We start from the raw sequence: 14391 nt of genomic DNA, 5'->3' as shown, positions 1-14391 counted from the left end.
TCCCGCCGCGATCGCGCGCGACCGACTGTTCACCGCCGGTTCACCTCTCCGGCGCTGCCGGGTCATCGGGTCGCCCCGCAGGTCGGAGAGCGTCGGAGCGTGTCCCGGACCTCTTCCCTCCCCCTGCTCGTCGCCGCCCTCGGCGTGGCCGCCGGGCTGACCCTCGCGGGCTGCGCTCCGGCCGCGCCCGGCCCGGTCGGGACCCCCGGGTCGTCCGGCGATCCCGCGCTGCACCCGCTCGGCGCCGGCTTCCTCGGCAGCGTGACGACGCCCACTCCCGAGGCGACGATCGACCCGGAGCCCGGCTCGTGGGCCGGGGTCGAGCCGCCCGCCGGTTACGAGGTCGTGCTCATCACGGCGGGCGACGACGCGGCCACGAAGACCCTCGCCGACGGCGTGACGCGCTGGGCGGGGCAGCGGGATGTCGTCCTCACGACCCTGACCGCGACCGGCGACGACGAGGTGCAGGCGCAGCTCCTGCGGGCGATCGACAAGGCGCCCGACCTCATCATCGGAGCCGGGGCCGGCGTGGTGGACGTGTTCTCGCTGATCACCGCCCAGAGCCTCCACCAGCAGTTCCTCGTCGTGGGGGCCGAGCTGCCGGAGCCGACCGGCAACGCGACGTCGGTGGTGTGGAACGGCGCCAGTTTCCGCGGCACCGGCATCAGCACCGACGAGGACAGCGTCGCCGCGTCCGTCACCCCCGCGCGCGCCGCCGACGCGGTCTCCGCCGGCGTCGCGAGCGTGCTGCACGGGCTCACGGGCATCGTGCTGCACCTGGGGTGAGGCTTCTCCGAAGCTGCTCGCTCCCCTTAGGCTTTCGCAGGTGAGCCTGCCGTCCCTCCCCGCCTTCGTCGCGGGGCACGCCATCCGCACCACCAACGCCGCCGAGGCCACCGACCAGGGGCTCATCCCCGGGGTGTGGCAGCGGACGGCCGCCGACGCCGGACTGCTGGGGCTCGACGCCCGCCGCGGCGACGCGCTGTTCGCCGTCCTCTTCGACTACGAGTCCGATCAGGACGGCGCCTACACGCAGATCGTCGGCATCGGCATCGACGACCCGGCCGACGCGCCCGCGGGGGTCGCGGTCGTGCGCCTCGGCGACGAGCCGCGCACCGCCTTCGAGGCCGCCGGCGAGATGCCGCACGCGCTCATCGCCGCCTGGGGGGCTGTCTGGGAGCAGTCCGCGGCGGGCGCGCTCTCGCGGGCGTTCACGGTCGATGTCGAGGTGCACCACGCCGACGGCACGGCGACGGTCCTGGTCGCCTGACCCTTTCTTGTCACGACACGCCGCCGGAGGGACGTGACGGACGGCGTGCCGTGACGATCGGATGCGGGCTAGAGCATGGTCTCCTGCGGGACGTGGCCGGGGATGTACGACTCGATGCTCCACGTCCCCGGCGAGAAGTCGGCGGAGAGGAACTCGCTGATCACGCCCGTCCCGCCGATGTAGAAGCCGTCGTCGCGGATGCGCTCCCAGGCCGTGGAGGCTTCGTCGAGCGACGCGTAGACCCCGAACGAGATCTGCATCTCGCCGACGTACTGCCAGAGCACGTGGACGCCGTGTGCACGCATACCAGCCCCTCCGACTCCTGAGATCCGCGAGCGAGCACGCCGAAGAGAGCGTCGGCGGCTGAACCCGTGCGCGAATGAGCCGGACGATCGCGGTGCGCTCCCGAGCGGGGTCTGGGCCCGGTTGTGATCGACAGGGTACGCCAGGGTGTGGTTCCGGTGGAAGAGCAGCGGGCGACCCCGTTCGGGGTCCAGCGGTCAGCGGCCGTCGGCGAGGGTGCCCGCGTCCAGGCCGGCGAGGCGGCGGGGGTCGGCGAGGACGTCCAGGCCGACGATCCGGTCGTCCGCGCCGAGGTCGAAGGCCATCAGCGAGACGACGCGGCCGTGCAGCACGGCCGCGACGCCGGGGCGCCCGCCGATCAGCACGGGGAGGGAGTGCGACGCGAGATGCGCCGCGGTGCGCGCCGACTCCGCGATCCGCGCGGCGCCGTCGAGCCGCACGGTCGAGGATCCGTCGTCCGCGTCGAGGACGGCGCGCTCGTCGAGCAGGGCGAGCAGTGCGGCGAGGTCGCCCTCCTGCACGGCGCGCAGCCACGCGTCGACGACGGTCCGGGCACGACGGCCGTCCGCGCGCGGCGCCTCCTCCGTGGCCCGCACGCGCCGTCGCGCCCGGGACACCAGCTGTCGCGCGGCCGCGGGCGAGCGCCCCACCAGCGGAGCGATCTCGTCGAACGGCTGCCCGAACACGTCGTGCAGAACGAAGGCGAGCCGCTCCGCCGGCGAGAGGAGGTCGAGCACCGTCAGCAGGGCGACCGCGACGCGCTCGTTGCCCGCGGCGATCGCGGCCGGGTCCTCGTCGGGCCCGGTCGGGGCGGCCTCCCACGCCTCGACGCTCCACCGGTCGGCCTTCACGACGCGGGCGGAGCGGAGCACGTCCAGGCTCAGCCGCGAGACGACCGTGGTCAGCCACGCGTCCAGATCGTCGACGCCGTCCGCGTCGGCGAGGGCGAGCTTGAGCCAGGCGTCCTGCAGCACGTCGTCGGCCTCCGCCGTCGACCCGAGCAGCCGGGTCGCGACGGCCCGCAGTCGCGGCCGCCGCAGCTCGAAGGCCGCGGCCAGGACATCCTCATCGATCGGCATCGTCACATTCTCCTTCGTTCGTCCGTCCAGAAGGTAGACGGGGCAGCGCGCCCCGATGTGACGAAGGAGCGACCATGACCAACACCATCCTCGTGACCGGCGGCACCGGCGAACTCGGCCGGCATGTCGTTCCGCTGCTCGCGGCGCCCGGCCGGCACCTCCGCGTGCTGAGCCGCCACGGCCGGCCGGCGCCGGACCCGGGGTCGCTCAGCGCCTCGCCGGTCGAGCGCGTCGAGCGCATCGAGTACGTCGTCGGCGACACCGTGGCGGGCACCGGCCTCGCCGAGGCCGTGACCGGCGCGGACGTCGTGCTGCACCTCGCCGGCGGCCCGAAGGGCGACGACGTCGGGACGCAGCACGTCGCGGAGGCCGCCCGTGCAGCGGGCGTCGGGCACCTGATCCTGATCTCGGTGATCGGCGCCGACCGCATGCCGATCGGCTACTTCCGCCGCAAGGCCGCGTCGGAGCGCATCGTCGCCGCGTCCGGGGTGCCGTGGACCGTGCTGCGCGCCACCCAGTTCCACAGCTTCGCCCGCACGATGGCCGGAGGGATGGCGCGGCTGCCGATCGTGCCGGTCATGCGGGATGTCCGGGTCGAGTCCGTCGCCGTGGAGGATGTCGCGCAACGTCTCGCGGAACTCGCAGGGCAGCCTCCCCAGGGCCGCGTCGCCGATCTCGCCGGGCCGCAGGTGCGCACCCTGGAGGAGCTGATCCGCACGCTGCCCGGGCGCGCGCATCCCCAGCTGCGCTTCGGCCTCCCCGGCGCGCTCGGCCGGGCCTACCGGAACGGCGAGAACCTGGCAGGACCCGGCGCCGACCGCGGAACGGGCACGTGGGAGGAGTACCTCGGCGCCGTCGCTGCCTGACCGTCACGCGAACGCGGACGGCGACACCACGTGGGCGACGCGCTCGGCGACGAGGAAGACGCCGATCGCGATCATCGCGAAGCCCGACACGCGGGAGACGATGCGCGCCGCGATCGGACGAGCCGACAGCACCCGCCTCGCGGCGAATCCCACCGCGAAGTAGACGATCGCGCAGTTGACGACGTGCACGGCGCCGAGCACCACGATCTGCAGCCCCACCGGCCACGGCCCCGCTGCCGAGGTGAACGGCGGCAGCACCGCCAGGGTCAGCAGGAGCAGCTTCGGGTTGAGACCGCTCACCGCGAATCCGCGTGCGACCCAGCTCCGGGCGGTGCCGTCGTCGGCGCCCTCGCCCGCACGCGGGGCCGACGAGCTGCGCAGCACGCCCCAGCCCAGCCACAGCAGGTAGGCCGCCCCGGCCAGCGTCAGCCCGGTCAGCGCCATCGGGAACCGGCCGATGAGCGCCCCCACCCCGGCCGCGACGATCGCGAGCACGACCACATGGCCGAGGAGGAGGCCGCTGACGGCGGGCACGACGCGGCGCTTCAGGCCGCCCGAGATCGCGTACGCCCAGTCCGCCCCGGGGGTGAGGATGAAGAGCAGCGAGATGCCCCCGAACGCCACGATCGCCGATCCCGACATGCTCCATCCCTTCCCGAATCTCTGTGTCGGGGGAAGATTAGAGTGGATGCGGCGCAAAGTGGTCCTGTAGTTTCCACGTGCGCCCTCGTCGTGTGGAAGGAATATCGTGATAGACGCGATCGACTGGAAGATTCTTGCCGAGCTGCAGCAGGATGGGCGGCTCAGCATCACCGAGCTCGCCGAGCGCGTCAACCTCAGCACCTCCCCCGCGCACCGCCGCCTCCGCACGCTCGAGGCCGACGGCGTCATCTCCGGCTACCACGCCGACGTCGACCTCCAGCTGCTCGGCTTCGGCTTCGAGACCCTCCTCTTCGCGACGATGCGCGTGACGGACAAGGCGACCATCGAGGCGTTCGAGGTCGCGGTCGCGGAGGTGCCCGCGGTGCTCCAGGCGCAGCGGCTGTTCGGCGACCCCGACTACCTGCTGCGCGTCGTGTGCCGCGATCTCACCGCGTTCCAGGAGCTCTACGACGAGACGCTCTCGAACCTCCCGGGAGTCCTCCGGCTCGAGACGACGCTCGTCATGAAGAACGTGGTCTCCGGGCGCTCGATGCCGCTGCGGCCCTGACCACTCGCGCCGGCGACCAGGCCGGCGCCGGTGCGGTCATCGCTTGGCGAGGTCCTCCCGCAGCGCGGTGAAGATCGTCCAGACCGAGCTGCGCTTGTGCGGCGTGTTCGCCTCGCTCATCGGGATGATGAGCTCGAGGCCGTCGCGGTAGAGCGCCCGCACCGTGAACCGGCCGGGCCATTCGGCCGTGTCGTCCGCGCCGAGGGAGGGCACGCCTCCCGAGATCTCGAGCCGCTCGAGGTCGCCGCGCCGGTGGACGCGGGTCGTCACGTCGGTGTTGCGGCTCGGGAGGGAGTAGACCGCGTCGATCGTCGTCACCGTGCCGCTGGTGAAGGCGCCGACCCGCACGCGCACGAGCTCCCCCTTCGTCTGGCTGCTGGCGCCGAGGTAGTTCAGCTCGCTCTCGCCGATGGCGAGCGCGACCCCGGTCACGATCGAGCCGAGGAACGTCGACGGGACACCGTCGAGGGCCGTCTGCCCGATCTCCTCGAGGATCATCCTCCGGATCGAGTCGCGCGACGTCTGCATGTTCGTCCCCTCTCGGCCGGCAGCAGTACCGGCTCCCTGACGAGTATGCGCCAGCCGGGCGCCGCCGACCAGCGGTCCGGCGGAACTCAGCGTCGGGGTGCGCGCGAGAGCAGCTGCGCCAGGAGCACGGGAGCGGCGTCGCCGTCGACGACGGTGACGACGTCGATGTTCGTCGGGCCGCTGTCGACCGCCGTCGTGCGCCCGCGGGTCGCCTCCCGCGACGTGTCCACCGCGAGAGCCGTGGCGCGCACCTCGCTCGGGATGCTGTCCCCCGTCACGATCATCGAGGCCAGCGGGTCGTGGAGGGCCGCACGCCGCACGGTCGAGACGGTGGCGTAGAAGTCGAGGTACCGGTCGAGCATCGCCGCGAGCGCGGAGTGGTAGTCGGTGCCCGCCTCGGCGAGGGCCCGCTGGGCCTCCGCGTCGAAACCGTGCTGCAGCGTCACGTCGAGCGGCACGAGGGTGATCCGCCAGTCCGCGGCGAACACGGCGACGGCCGCCTCCGGATCGTTGTGGATGTTCGCCTCGGCGGCCGGCGTGATGTTGCCCGGCACCCACACGGCACCGCCCATGACGGTGAGGCTCCTGGCCAGCCGCGGCAGCTCCGGCTCGAGCTCCAGCGCCTTCGCCAGGTTCGTGAGCGGCCCGATCGCCAGCACGTCCACCTCGCCGGGCCGATCCCGCACCGACGCGATCAGCAGTTCTGGCCCGGTGAGGTCGCTGACGGGCTGCGCCGACTCCGGGAGGGTCACGTCGCCGATCCCGTTGCCCCCGTGCACGTGCGGCGCCCCGCCGTGGAACTCGCCCGCGAGGGGGTGGTGCTCGCCGACGGCGACGGGGATGCCCTCGGCCCCGGCCAGCGCGAGCAGCCCCAGCGTGTTGGCCGCCGCCTGCGCCGCCGTCGTGTTGCCGCTCACCGTGCTCACGCCGACGAGCCGCACGTGCGGGCGGGCGAGGAGGTGGGCGATCGTGAGGGCGTCGTCGATGCCGGTGTCGCAATCGAGGTGGACGAACTGGGGTGCGGGCATGGAGGAAACCCTATCCGGGCTGCCGCCACCCGCGGGCGACGGCGGTGGCGTCGCGGCTCACGCCGGCGCCGATGAGCATCCCGGTGGCGATCGCGATCAGCGAGCCGAAGGTCTGCAGGATCAGGTTGGTCGCGCCCGCGGCGCCGGCTGCGGCCTCACTGAGGCCGATGAACCCCATCGCTCCCGGCACGAGCAGCCAGTACGCGCAGGTCAGCATGATCGCCACCGGTGGTGCGGCGGGGATGCGCGCCGCCAGGTAGACCGCGGGGACGACGATGGCCGCGCCGACGAGGCCGGACAGCTCCGGCCCGAGCAGCAGGTTTCCGAGCAGCTGGGCCGCGTACGCGACGACGAGCGCGTAGAGGATCCAGACGAGGGAGCGCCTGGGTGCCGCGGAGAAGAAGTAGTAGCCGACACTGACCAGGAGGATGCCGACCCACGGCGCCCAGCCGCCGAGCTGGTGGGCGTGCACATCCACCTGGGCCGGGTGACCCGTGACCACGATCGCGGCGAACACCCCGAACGCGAGGAGCGCGAGCCGGGCGATCCCGTAGACCAGGCGGCTCGCCCCGGCCATCACCTGCCCGCTGGTCAATTCGACGGCCGCGATGGTCAGGGTGAGGCCCGGGAGGAAGCTGACCAGCGCGGGCGCGACGAGCCGGAGCACGTCGTCGTGGATGAACGCGTCTGCCGCGTACGACGTGACGAGGGTGACGACGAACGCCGTGAACACCGGAAGGATGAGCGAGAGCGTCGGCATCCGGGTCCCGAACGTCACGATCGTGCCGACGATCGCGCCCAGGACGGCGTAGACGGGCAGCGCGGCCACGGTCGGGTTGAGCACCAGCCCGAAGCCGAGCGTCAGGAGGAGGTGACCGAAGATCGTCAGCGCGGCACCGAACCGCGGCGGCCTGTCCTCGATCCGCCGGATCTCCGCCACCACGGCGTTCGGCTCGTCGCGGTGCGCCGCCGCGTGCCGCACCACGTGGTCGACCGCGCCTGCCTGATCCAGCCGGAGCTGCTGGTTGTTCGCGGGATAGATCGCGGTGTGGGACGGCACGACGCCGGGGTCCTCGACGATCACCAGGGTGGGGAGGACGAAGACACGCAGGTCGGGCCGCTCGTACGCGGCGGCCACCCGCTCCAGCGTCTCCTGGACGTCGCTCGTGGCCTGCGACGAGGACAGGAGCGCCGGACCGAGCGCACCGACCATCTCGGGGACCCCGATCTCGGCGGCGAGCGGCAGTCGCTCCGGCGGCGGCTTGATGAGCGCCACCAGCGCGCCTCGGACTCGATCCTGGATCCCGGACATCCCACCTCCGACGCGTGGCCACCTGGGGCCAGCGTATGCAGGAGGACCCGCGGCACCGAAGAGGCAGTTTGCGGAGGTCCGGAACCAGATCGCGAATGATCCAGCCATTTGTCAGCAAGCGCTACTAAGGTACTTTGGTACCGTTCCATGGAGAGGTGAAGATGTCCACCACAGCGCAGAGTCCGGTGAAAGTCGACGCGGCCACCGATCGCCTGATCAGCGACGCAGCCCACTTCCTCGGTCGCACGAAGAAGGACGTCGTGAGCGATGCGGTCCGCGAATACGTCGACGCTCACCGGGCTGAGATCAACGACGCGATCACGGAGTCCCTCGCGCGCCTGGACGGCTCGAGGGTGGCGACCGTCTCCATGCTGACCGGAATGGATGCAGCAGAGCTCGATGAGCTCGGTGGCCTGCCCGCGGAGTGACCTCCATGCACGAACCGGCTCTCGTTCGCCCGACAAAGCGCGCCCTGAATGAGATGGACGTCCCGCCGCCCACCCTCGACATTCCACTGAGCGAGTTGGAGCACCCGCTCGTCGTTCGTGCTCAGTCGCTTCCGATGCTTGCCTCGGACAACGCCGCCGAGCGCATACGCTCGCTCACCGACCGCGTGTGGTTCAAGGTGAAGACGGGGAGCTGGCGAGGGGCGGTGGGCGACGTCCGCGCGGGCGTCGACGAGCACACTCGCGCGCTCCTGGATGCGGACGACGCGTGGTGGTGGCTCACCGCCGCCGGCCCTCGCCAGAACGACTCGCCTCAGCGCGACTTCTACGCCCGGCTCGACGTCGAAGCGCATGCCAGCGGCCCGAACAGCTGCTCGTCGGACTTCCTGCTCCCGGCGCGGTGGGACCTCCGACGGCTCGAGGCAGAGCTGGCCCTCGCCCTCAGCACCGCGATACCGCCTGTCGTGCGCAGGGCAGCGGCGATGTCGATGCGTCACGGCGAGGTGCACGGATTCACCGCCGGCCCGACGGATGTGCGCGTCCGCATTCGAATGCTCGACGACGGTCAGGTGTATCTGGCGATCGGTTCGACAGGTGTGACAGATCCGAAGCTCTTCGCCCTGCTGCTATCGGCGTTCGACGGGCTCACGGCGGACGACTGGCTCCCGGAGCCCGGACCGAACCTGAACCTGGATCCTGCACCCGGAGAGATCCTCTGGTCCACGATGCTTTCGCCCGTCGCCCAGAAAAGCCTGCTCGACGAACTCGATGCCGGCCTCCGGGCAGATGGGTAGCCGCGGGATGAGCGGCGGCGACACGTCCTGCCTCTCTCCGGGTCTCTGAGAGCAGACCTCAGAGGAACAGCGTCCCCGCCGCCGCCACGACACCGGACCCGGTGAGGGCGACGCGGTCGCCGTCGACCGTCACGACGATCCGGCTGGGTCGGCCCATCGAGCGGCCCTGCTCGATCACGACCGGGGAGCCGGCGGCGGCGAGGCCGTCGCGGACGAGGAGCGCTGCCAGCGGTCCGGCCGCGGTGCCCGTGGCCGGGTCCTCGGCGATCCCGACGGTCGGGTTGAAGAAGCGGGCGTACGCGTGCGTCCCCGAGGATGGATCCACGCCGGTCGTGTAGAGGTAGCAGCCCTCGGCACCCGCGGCAGCCAGCACGGCTCGCAGCGCGGCGTGGTCCGGGACCGCCGCGTCGACCGCCTCCCGGGTCGTCGCCGGGACCAGGAGGTGCTCGGCGCCGGTGTCCCCGACCTCGGGTCGCCGATCGGCTGCGACTCCGGCGGCTGCGACGCCGAGGGCGGCGGCGAGCGCCTCCCGATCCGCGAACCGGCCGGGGAAGCGCGGCGGCGACTGCTCCATCGTCACCCGCACGACCCCGTCCGCCGTCGAGACCCGCAGCGGCAGGAGGTCGTCGCCGATCTGCTGGACGAAGGCGTCGCGCCCGGGGTCCAGCCGGCCGCTCCCGGCCAGCCAGATCCACGCACCCATCGCGTTGTGGCCCGCTCCCCCGACCTCCACACCGGCCGGGGTGACGGACCGCAGCCGCGCGTCGGCCTCCGGCGCGGTGGGGCGGCAGAGGAACGTCGTCTCCGACTGGTTGAACTCGCGGGCGATGGCGCGCAGCTGCTCGTCGCTCAGCGCGTCGGCGTCGGGGACGAGCGGGAGGGGGTTGCCGGCGAGGGCGCGCTCGGCGAAGACGTCGATCCAGACGAAGGGAACATCCATCGCCCCATCCTGCCCGCGGCCTCCCCGCAGGTCCACGGTTCGTTGCGGCCGGAGACAACGCCGCTAGCGGGAGATGCCGTTGCGCCCCGCGCGCTTGGCCCGGTACATGGCGGCGTCGGCCTCCTCGATCACCTGCGTCGCCGTGCGGCCCGGCCGCAGCTCCACGAACCCGCAGGAGCCGGAGACGCGGACCGGTCCGCGGCCGGTGTCGATGGGCTGGTCGATCCGCTCGACGAACCGGCGCGCGAGGCGCACGCTGTCGGCGGCCGAGAGCTGCGCGCTGAACACGACGAACTCGTCGCCCGCGAGCCGCGCCACGAGATCGGACTCGCGGCAGGCGCCGGTCAGGCGGTCGGCGACGACGCGGAGCACGTGGTCGCCGGTCTCGTGGCCGCGGCTGTCGTTGATCTGCTTGAAGCCGTCCAGGTCGATGAAGAACACGGCGCCGCTCTCCCCGTCCGCGAGGGCGGTCTCGATGCGAGCGACGAGGGACCGGCGGTTGTGCAGGCCCGTGAGGTAGTCGATCAGCGCGAGCTGGGCGAGCCGCGCCTCCCCACGCCGGTCGAGCGCCGTTCCGATCTCCTGGGCCAGCTCGCGCGCCTCCTCGACGACGGCGCCCCACTCCAGCGACGTGCCCTCGACGCTCTGCTGCCACTCGGAGAACGAACGGCGGGGCGACAGGGGCGTGTCCCGGTTGCTCGCGCTCTGGTCGCCGAGCCAGCGGAGGACGCGGGTGGCCTCCACCCGGAAGAGGACGAGGACGCCGTGCTCGCCGAGCGGGACGACGAGCACCCCTGCGAACCCCGACACGAGGGCGGCGAGCTCCGGGTGCGTGCGCGCGACCTCGTTCGTCGCGAACGGCTCGGTGCCGATCGCGCTCAGCAGCCGGGAGCGGTCGGCGAGCGGGACGTGCCCGATGCTGCGGCTGACCCCGTCGATGGAGACGATGGCACCATCCGCCTCGACGAGGGCCAGCAGGTCCGCGCCCCGGTCGACCAGGGTGAGCAGTGCGTCGGACGAGGAGGGGAGGTCGGCCGTCAGAGCCGTGCGGCGCGTCTGGAGGGAGAGGTCGCGGCGCAGGGTCGCGATCGACTCCAGCGCCGTCAGCTGGAGCGTCGCGTGCGCCGCCATGACCTCGATCGCGCGTCGCAGGAGCAGCGGCATCCGCTTCTCGGTCCGGTGGGCGCAGGTGATCATCCCGATCAGGCGCCCATCGTGGATCAGCGAGAACGAGACCGTCGAGGCCTGCCCCATGTTCCTCATGAACTGGAGGTGGTGCGGCGACACCGCGCGCAGCTCCGCCTGGCTCAGGTCCAGCGGCGGGAGGTCGGGGTCGAGCGCGACCAGCGCCGACCCGGCGTCCTCGGTGCTGACGATCGCCCGCGAGAGCTTGGTCAGGTAGAGCGCGCGGGCCTGCTCCGGGATGTCGGAGGCGGGGAACCGCAGGCCCTGGTACGACTCCATGTCGGGCTCCGCGGCCTCCCCCGCCACCTCTCCGTGCCCGTCGTCGAAGAACCGGTACGTCATCACGCGGTCGAAGCCCGTCATCCGCTTCGCCTCGGCCGCGACGGCGACATGCAGCTCGTCCACGGTGCCGATCGCGCCCAGGCGGCGGATCGCGTCGACGACCGTCGACGCGGGCTGGCCCGACGCGTCGGCGAGGGGTTCGAGCTCGAGCACCACCAGCGGGCCGACGGAGTGGGTGACCGCGTCGTACGAGACGCCGTCGAGGTCGACGCGCACGGGATCGCCGCGCAGCGACGACGTCGCGGTCCACGTGATCGTGCGGCTCCGCAGATCCGCGATGGACCGCCCGAGCCACTCCCGGGCGTTCTCGCTGGCGACGACGATCTCCTGCGAGGAGGGGTCGATCACCATCAGCTTCCCGTGCGACTGGATCCGGCCCGGGGTGCGGATGGGCTCCCGCACGCATTCCCGCAACCTCCGGCGTTCCTCCGACAGAGCCGCATCCTCGACAACCACCCGACAAGCCTACGTGAGCCCACCGACCCCGGCGCCGATCCGTCTTATCGGCCCCGGTCAATGGGTACGCATCGACGGGGATCCGGGGAGGGTGGGGAGGGCCGGGCACTTCCGGCAGCGGAGACCTTTGGAGGTCTGAATGTTCTTCCACGTGCAGAGCCTGATCAACGACATCGCTCAGGACGAGCCCGATCCCGCAGCGGCCAATGCGCTCCAGGAGGGGCTCGGCGGCCAGTTCGGCGAGATGCGCACCATGATGCAGTACCTGTTCCAGGCCATGAACTTCCGCGGGCCGGCGGCGAAGCCGTACCGCGACCTGATCCAGGGGATCGGGACCGAGGAGATCAGCCACGTCGAGCTGATCGGCACCACGATCTCCCGCCTCCTCGACGGCTCCCCGCGCTACCAGGGCAAGGTCACCGACCCGCTCGACAAGCCGGGCGCGGGAGGCGCGACCCCGCTGAACATCGCACTCTCGGAGAGCAACATCCACCACTACCTCGTCGGCGCCCAGGGTGCGCTGCCGGTGGACGCGGTCGGCAACCCGTGGTCCGGCAGCTACGTGTACAACTCCGGCAACCTCGTGCTCGACCTGCTCTACAACCTGATGCTCGAGTCCACCGGCCGGCTGCAGAAGTGCCGCATCTACGAAATGACGGACAACAAGACGGCGCGCTCCACGATCGCGTACCTGATCGTGCGCGACCAGGCCCACGAGAACGGCTACGCGAAGGCCCTCGAGACGCTCGGCGTCGACTGGGCGAAGCTGCTGCCCATCCCGAAGACCAACGCGGAGAAGTTCCCCGAAGTGAAGAAGCTCACCGATCTGGGGCTGCAGAGCAAGCAGTACACCTTCGACCTCGCCGGCCAGTCGGAGGCCGGCAAGATCTTCCGCGGCCTCTCCCCCTCGAAGGACGGCACGGATCTCGAGTCGACCGAGCAGGCCCCCGTCGGCGTCCCCTCCGTCATCGCGGAGGAACGCCTGGAGGAGTTCGCGCCCGGACTCGACCCGGAGCTGCTGAAGCTCATCCAGGCCACCGCCGACCTCGAGCTCGCGGAGGTGGACGCGCTGTTCGGCCCGGTGAAGTAGCGGGCGACCGCTACCGCGCGACGCGCACGATATCGCCGAGGACCCACGACCGGTCGAAATAGCCCTCGAGCGGCCCGTAGAAGCGGAAGTACGAGAACCAGTGCCGGCCGGGGATGGTCTTCACCCAGTTGCTCTCACCCTCGGCCGGTGCTGTCGGCCCGAAAAGGAGGTCGACCGAGCCGTCGGCGTTCACCTGCAGCTCGGCGTCGCGCGACCCGCGGTCGCCGCGCTGCTGGTCGGTGTCGATGAGGCAGCGGGTGGCGGCGTCGTAGACGGTCGCCGACCAGAACAGCTTCGCCGGCACGTCCGCGGGGACGTGGAGGGTGTACTCCGCACCGCCGTCGAGCCAGTCGCCCGCGCCGTCGGTGTACGCGCCGAGGTAGGCCTGACCGACTCCCGGCGTCCGGCTCTTCATGGCCTCCGAGAAGCTCACGGCCTCGTAGAACCAGGAGGCGCGCTCCAGCAGTTCGTCGTAGCCGTCGCCGCGCTGTGCCGAGTTGTCCAGGACGATCGCCTGCTCCCAACGGCGGTCCGGCCAGTAGGTCCCCTGGTCGAAGCGCTTGGCGAAGGTGTTCGCCTTGGCCATGAGCTCTCCGGCGGCCGAGGCCTCCGTGAGGATGCGCTGCAGCCGCTCATCGGGAGCGAACGGCTTGCCCTTCTCGATCCCCAGCTGCTTCAGCATGGCCAGATAGAAGCGGTCCCGCTCGTCGACGACCTCGGACTGGTAGAACGCGTGCAGGAGGCGCCAGTAGTCGAGCCCGCCGGGCTGATCGCCGGTCCACGCGCGTCCGTCCGGCGACACGATGCGCGTCGGACGCGGATCGTCGCGTTCCGCGTAGGGGTAGATCCGCACGGCCTCGACCAGCGCCTCCGCTCGCGCCGGGTCGGGGTCGAGCGTGCGGAAGCCGAACATGATGTTGACCCCGGTGGAGTGCATCACGCGGATGTCGGAGGGCACCCCGTCTGGCACATCGACTCCCGGGGCCAGCACCAGGGTGCGGCCGCCCTCCCCTTTGTCGGGCCCCATCTCGCCGAGCGCTCCGGTCTCGCGCTGCCAGAAGTCCGACACCCCGCCGGCCGTCGGACCCGCGGGCAGCTCGATCACCAGGGGACCGGTCTCCGCCAGGTCGAAGAAGTTGAGGATGTACGGGGTCGTCGCGTTCGCCGTGATGAGCCCGAGACGGTCCCGGTAGCTCAGGTACCGGACGAGATCGCTGCTGGTCGCGCCGAAGACGTCGTAGTGCTGCGTCTTCCACTGCGCGTACGAGACGGCGGGAAGGGCCCACAGGTAGACCTGGCACGCCAGCTGATGGTCGAGTTCGTCGAAGACCGTTCCGACGTCCTCCCGGGCCGGCAGCTCGCCGTCCATCCGAACGATCGCGAGCCGGCCGGGCAGTTCCGTCATGGCGGTCCTCTCATCGGTGTCCACTCATCCTTTCGTTCCGCGCCACGCGCGTCGAGGGGTCATCTGACGGCGCGCATCCGCAAGACATAGCTCGCCCACAGGCTTTCTCCAGCCCACGTAAGAATCCCTCAAGAATG

16 protein-coding genes are annotated in these 14391 nt (G+C 71.7%); 7 read left to right on the top strand and 9 right to left on the bottom strand.

Annotated features, from left to right (window positions below):
* Window positions 1–99 precede the first annotated feature (99 nt).
* Both BGO91_RS19965 and BGO91_RS19960 read left to right on the top strand, forming a co-directional pair.
* Complete coding sequence (locus tag BGO91_RS19965; protein ID WP_290474482.1) at window positions 100–786, top strand: BMP family ABC transporter substrate-binding protein; 687 nt, start codon at window positions 100–102, stop codon at window positions 784–786.
* 40 nt (window positions 787–826) lie between these two features.
* Window positions 827–1270 (top strand): effector binding domain-containing protein, encoded by a 444-nt coding sequence (locus BGO91_RS19960; RefSeq protein ID WP_290474481.1) that lies wholly within the window; start codon window positions 827–829, stop codon window positions 1268–1270.
* Window positions 1271–1338: 68 nt separating this feature from the next.
* Here BGO91_RS19960 and BGO91_RS19955 read toward each other — a convergent pair whose 3' ends face one another.
* On the bottom strand, window positions 1339–1575 hold the full coding sequence (locus BGO91_RS19955) for a hypothetical protein (protein WP_290474480.1): 237 nt from the start codon (window positions 1573–1575) through the stop codon (window positions 1339–1341).
* Window positions 1576–1770: 195 nt separating this feature from the next.
* Entirely contained in the window at window positions 1771–2652 is an 882-nt protein-coding gene (locus BGO91_RS19950; protein WP_290474479.1) for a sigma-70 family RNA polymerase sigma factor, read from the bottom strand.
* A 74-nt stretch (window positions 2653–2726) separates the two neighbouring features.
* Here BGO91_RS19950 and BGO91_RS19945 point away from each other — a divergent pair, with 74 nt between their 5' ends.
* Entirely contained in the window at window positions 2727–3518 is a 792-nt protein-coding gene (locus BGO91_RS19945) for an SDR family oxidoreductase (protein WP_290474478.1), read from the top strand.
* A gap of 3 nt (window positions 3519–3521) precedes the next feature.
* Here BGO91_RS19945 and BGO91_RS19940 read toward each other — a convergent pair whose 3' ends face one another.
* The gene (locus tag BGO91_RS19940) at window positions 3522–4160 is read right to left on the bottom strand and encodes a LysE family translocator (protein ID WP_290474477.1); all 639 of its coding nucleotides are present in this window, start codon (window positions 4158–4160) and stop codon (window positions 3522–3524) included.
* Window positions 4161–4269: 109 nt separating this feature from the next.
* Here BGO91_RS19940 and BGO91_RS19935 point away from each other — a divergent pair, with 109 nt between their 5' ends.
* Entirely contained in the window at window positions 4270–4728 is a 459-nt protein-coding gene (locus BGO91_RS19935; protein ID WP_290474500.1) for an Lrp/AsnC family transcriptional regulator, read from the top strand.
* A 36-nt stretch (window positions 4729–4764) separates the two neighbouring features.
* Here the strand turns inward: BGO91_RS19935 and BGO91_RS19930 are convergent, their stop codons facing one another.
* From BGO91_RS19930 to BGO91_RS19920, 3 genes are all read right to left on the bottom strand, one after another.
* Entirely contained in the window at window positions 4765–5256 is a 492-nt protein-coding gene (locus tag BGO91_RS19930) for a hypothetical protein (protein ID WP_290474476.1), read from the bottom strand.
* A gap of 86 nt (window positions 5257–5342) precedes the next feature.
* Window positions 5343–6284 carry a nucleoside hydrolase gene (locus tag BGO91_RS19925; protein ID WP_290474475.1) on the bottom strand — a complete coding sequence of 314 codons (942 nt, stop codon included), beginning with the start codon at window positions 6282–6284 and terminating at the stop codon, window positions 5343–5345.
* 10 nt (window positions 6285–6294) lie between these two features.
* Window positions 6295–7596 (bottom strand): threonine/serine exporter ThrE family protein, encoded by a 1302-nt coding sequence (locus tag BGO91_RS19920; RefSeq protein WP_290474474.1) that lies wholly within the window; start codon window positions 7594–7596, stop codon window positions 6295–6297.
* A 161-nt stretch (window positions 7597–7757) separates the two neighbouring features.
* Here BGO91_RS19920 and BGO91_RS19915 point away from each other — a divergent pair, with 161 nt between their 5' ends.
* Both BGO91_RS19915 and BGO91_RS19910 read left to right on the top strand, forming a co-directional pair.
* Window positions 7758–8024: a hypothetical protein gene (locus BGO91_RS19915; protein WP_290474473.1), complete on the top strand. Its 267-nt coding sequence runs from the start codon at window positions 7758–7760 to the stop codon at window positions 8022–8024.
* On the top strand, window positions 8021–8836 hold the full coding sequence (locus tag BGO91_RS19910; RefSeq protein WP_290474472.1) for a hypothetical protein: 816 nt from the start codon (window positions 8021–8023) through the stop codon (window positions 8834–8836). Before BGO91_RS19915 ends, BGO91_RS19910 begins: the two co-directional genes overlap by 4 nt.
* A 58-nt stretch (window positions 8837–8894) precedes the next feature.
* Here the strand turns inward: BGO91_RS19910 and BGO91_RS19905 are convergent, their stop codons facing one another.
* Complete coding sequence (locus tag BGO91_RS19905; protein ID WP_290474471.1) at window positions 8895–9776, bottom strand: PhzF family phenazine biosynthesis protein; 882 nt, start codon at window positions 9774–9776, stop codon at window positions 8895–8897.
* 63 nt (window positions 9777–9839) lie between these two features.
* On the bottom strand, window positions 9840–11705 hold the full coding sequence (locus BGO91_RS19900) for a sensor domain-containing diguanylate cyclase (RefSeq protein WP_290474470.1): 1866 nt from the start codon (window positions 11703–11705) through the stop codon (window positions 9840–9842).
* Window positions 11706–11898: 193 nt separating this feature from the next.
* Here BGO91_RS19900 and BGO91_RS19895 point away from each other — a divergent pair, with 193 nt between their 5' ends.
* Window positions 11899–12849, top strand: a complete 951-nt coding sequence (locus tag BGO91_RS19895; RefSeq protein ID WP_290474469.1) for a manganese catalase family protein — start codon at window positions 11899–11901, stop codon at window positions 12847–12849.
* Window positions 12850–12859: 10 nt separating this feature from the next.
* Here BGO91_RS19895 and BGO91_RS19890 read toward each other — a convergent pair whose 3' ends face one another.
* The gene (locus tag BGO91_RS19890; RefSeq protein ID WP_290474468.1) at window positions 12860–14254 is read right to left on the bottom strand and encodes a DUF1254 domain-containing protein; all 1395 of its coding nucleotides are present in this window, start codon (window positions 14252–14254) and stop codon (window positions 12860–12862) included.
* Between the last annotated feature and the right edge of the window lie 137 nt (window positions 14255–14391).

Origin of the sequence: Leifsonia sp. 71-9 (assembly GCF_001898805.1) — a bacterium.
Taxonomy (GTDB): domain Bacteria; phylum Actinomycetota; class Actinomycetes; order Actinomycetales; family Microbacteriaceae; genus Leifsonia.
This window is presented reverse-complemented; position numbering and strand designations above follow the sequence as displayed.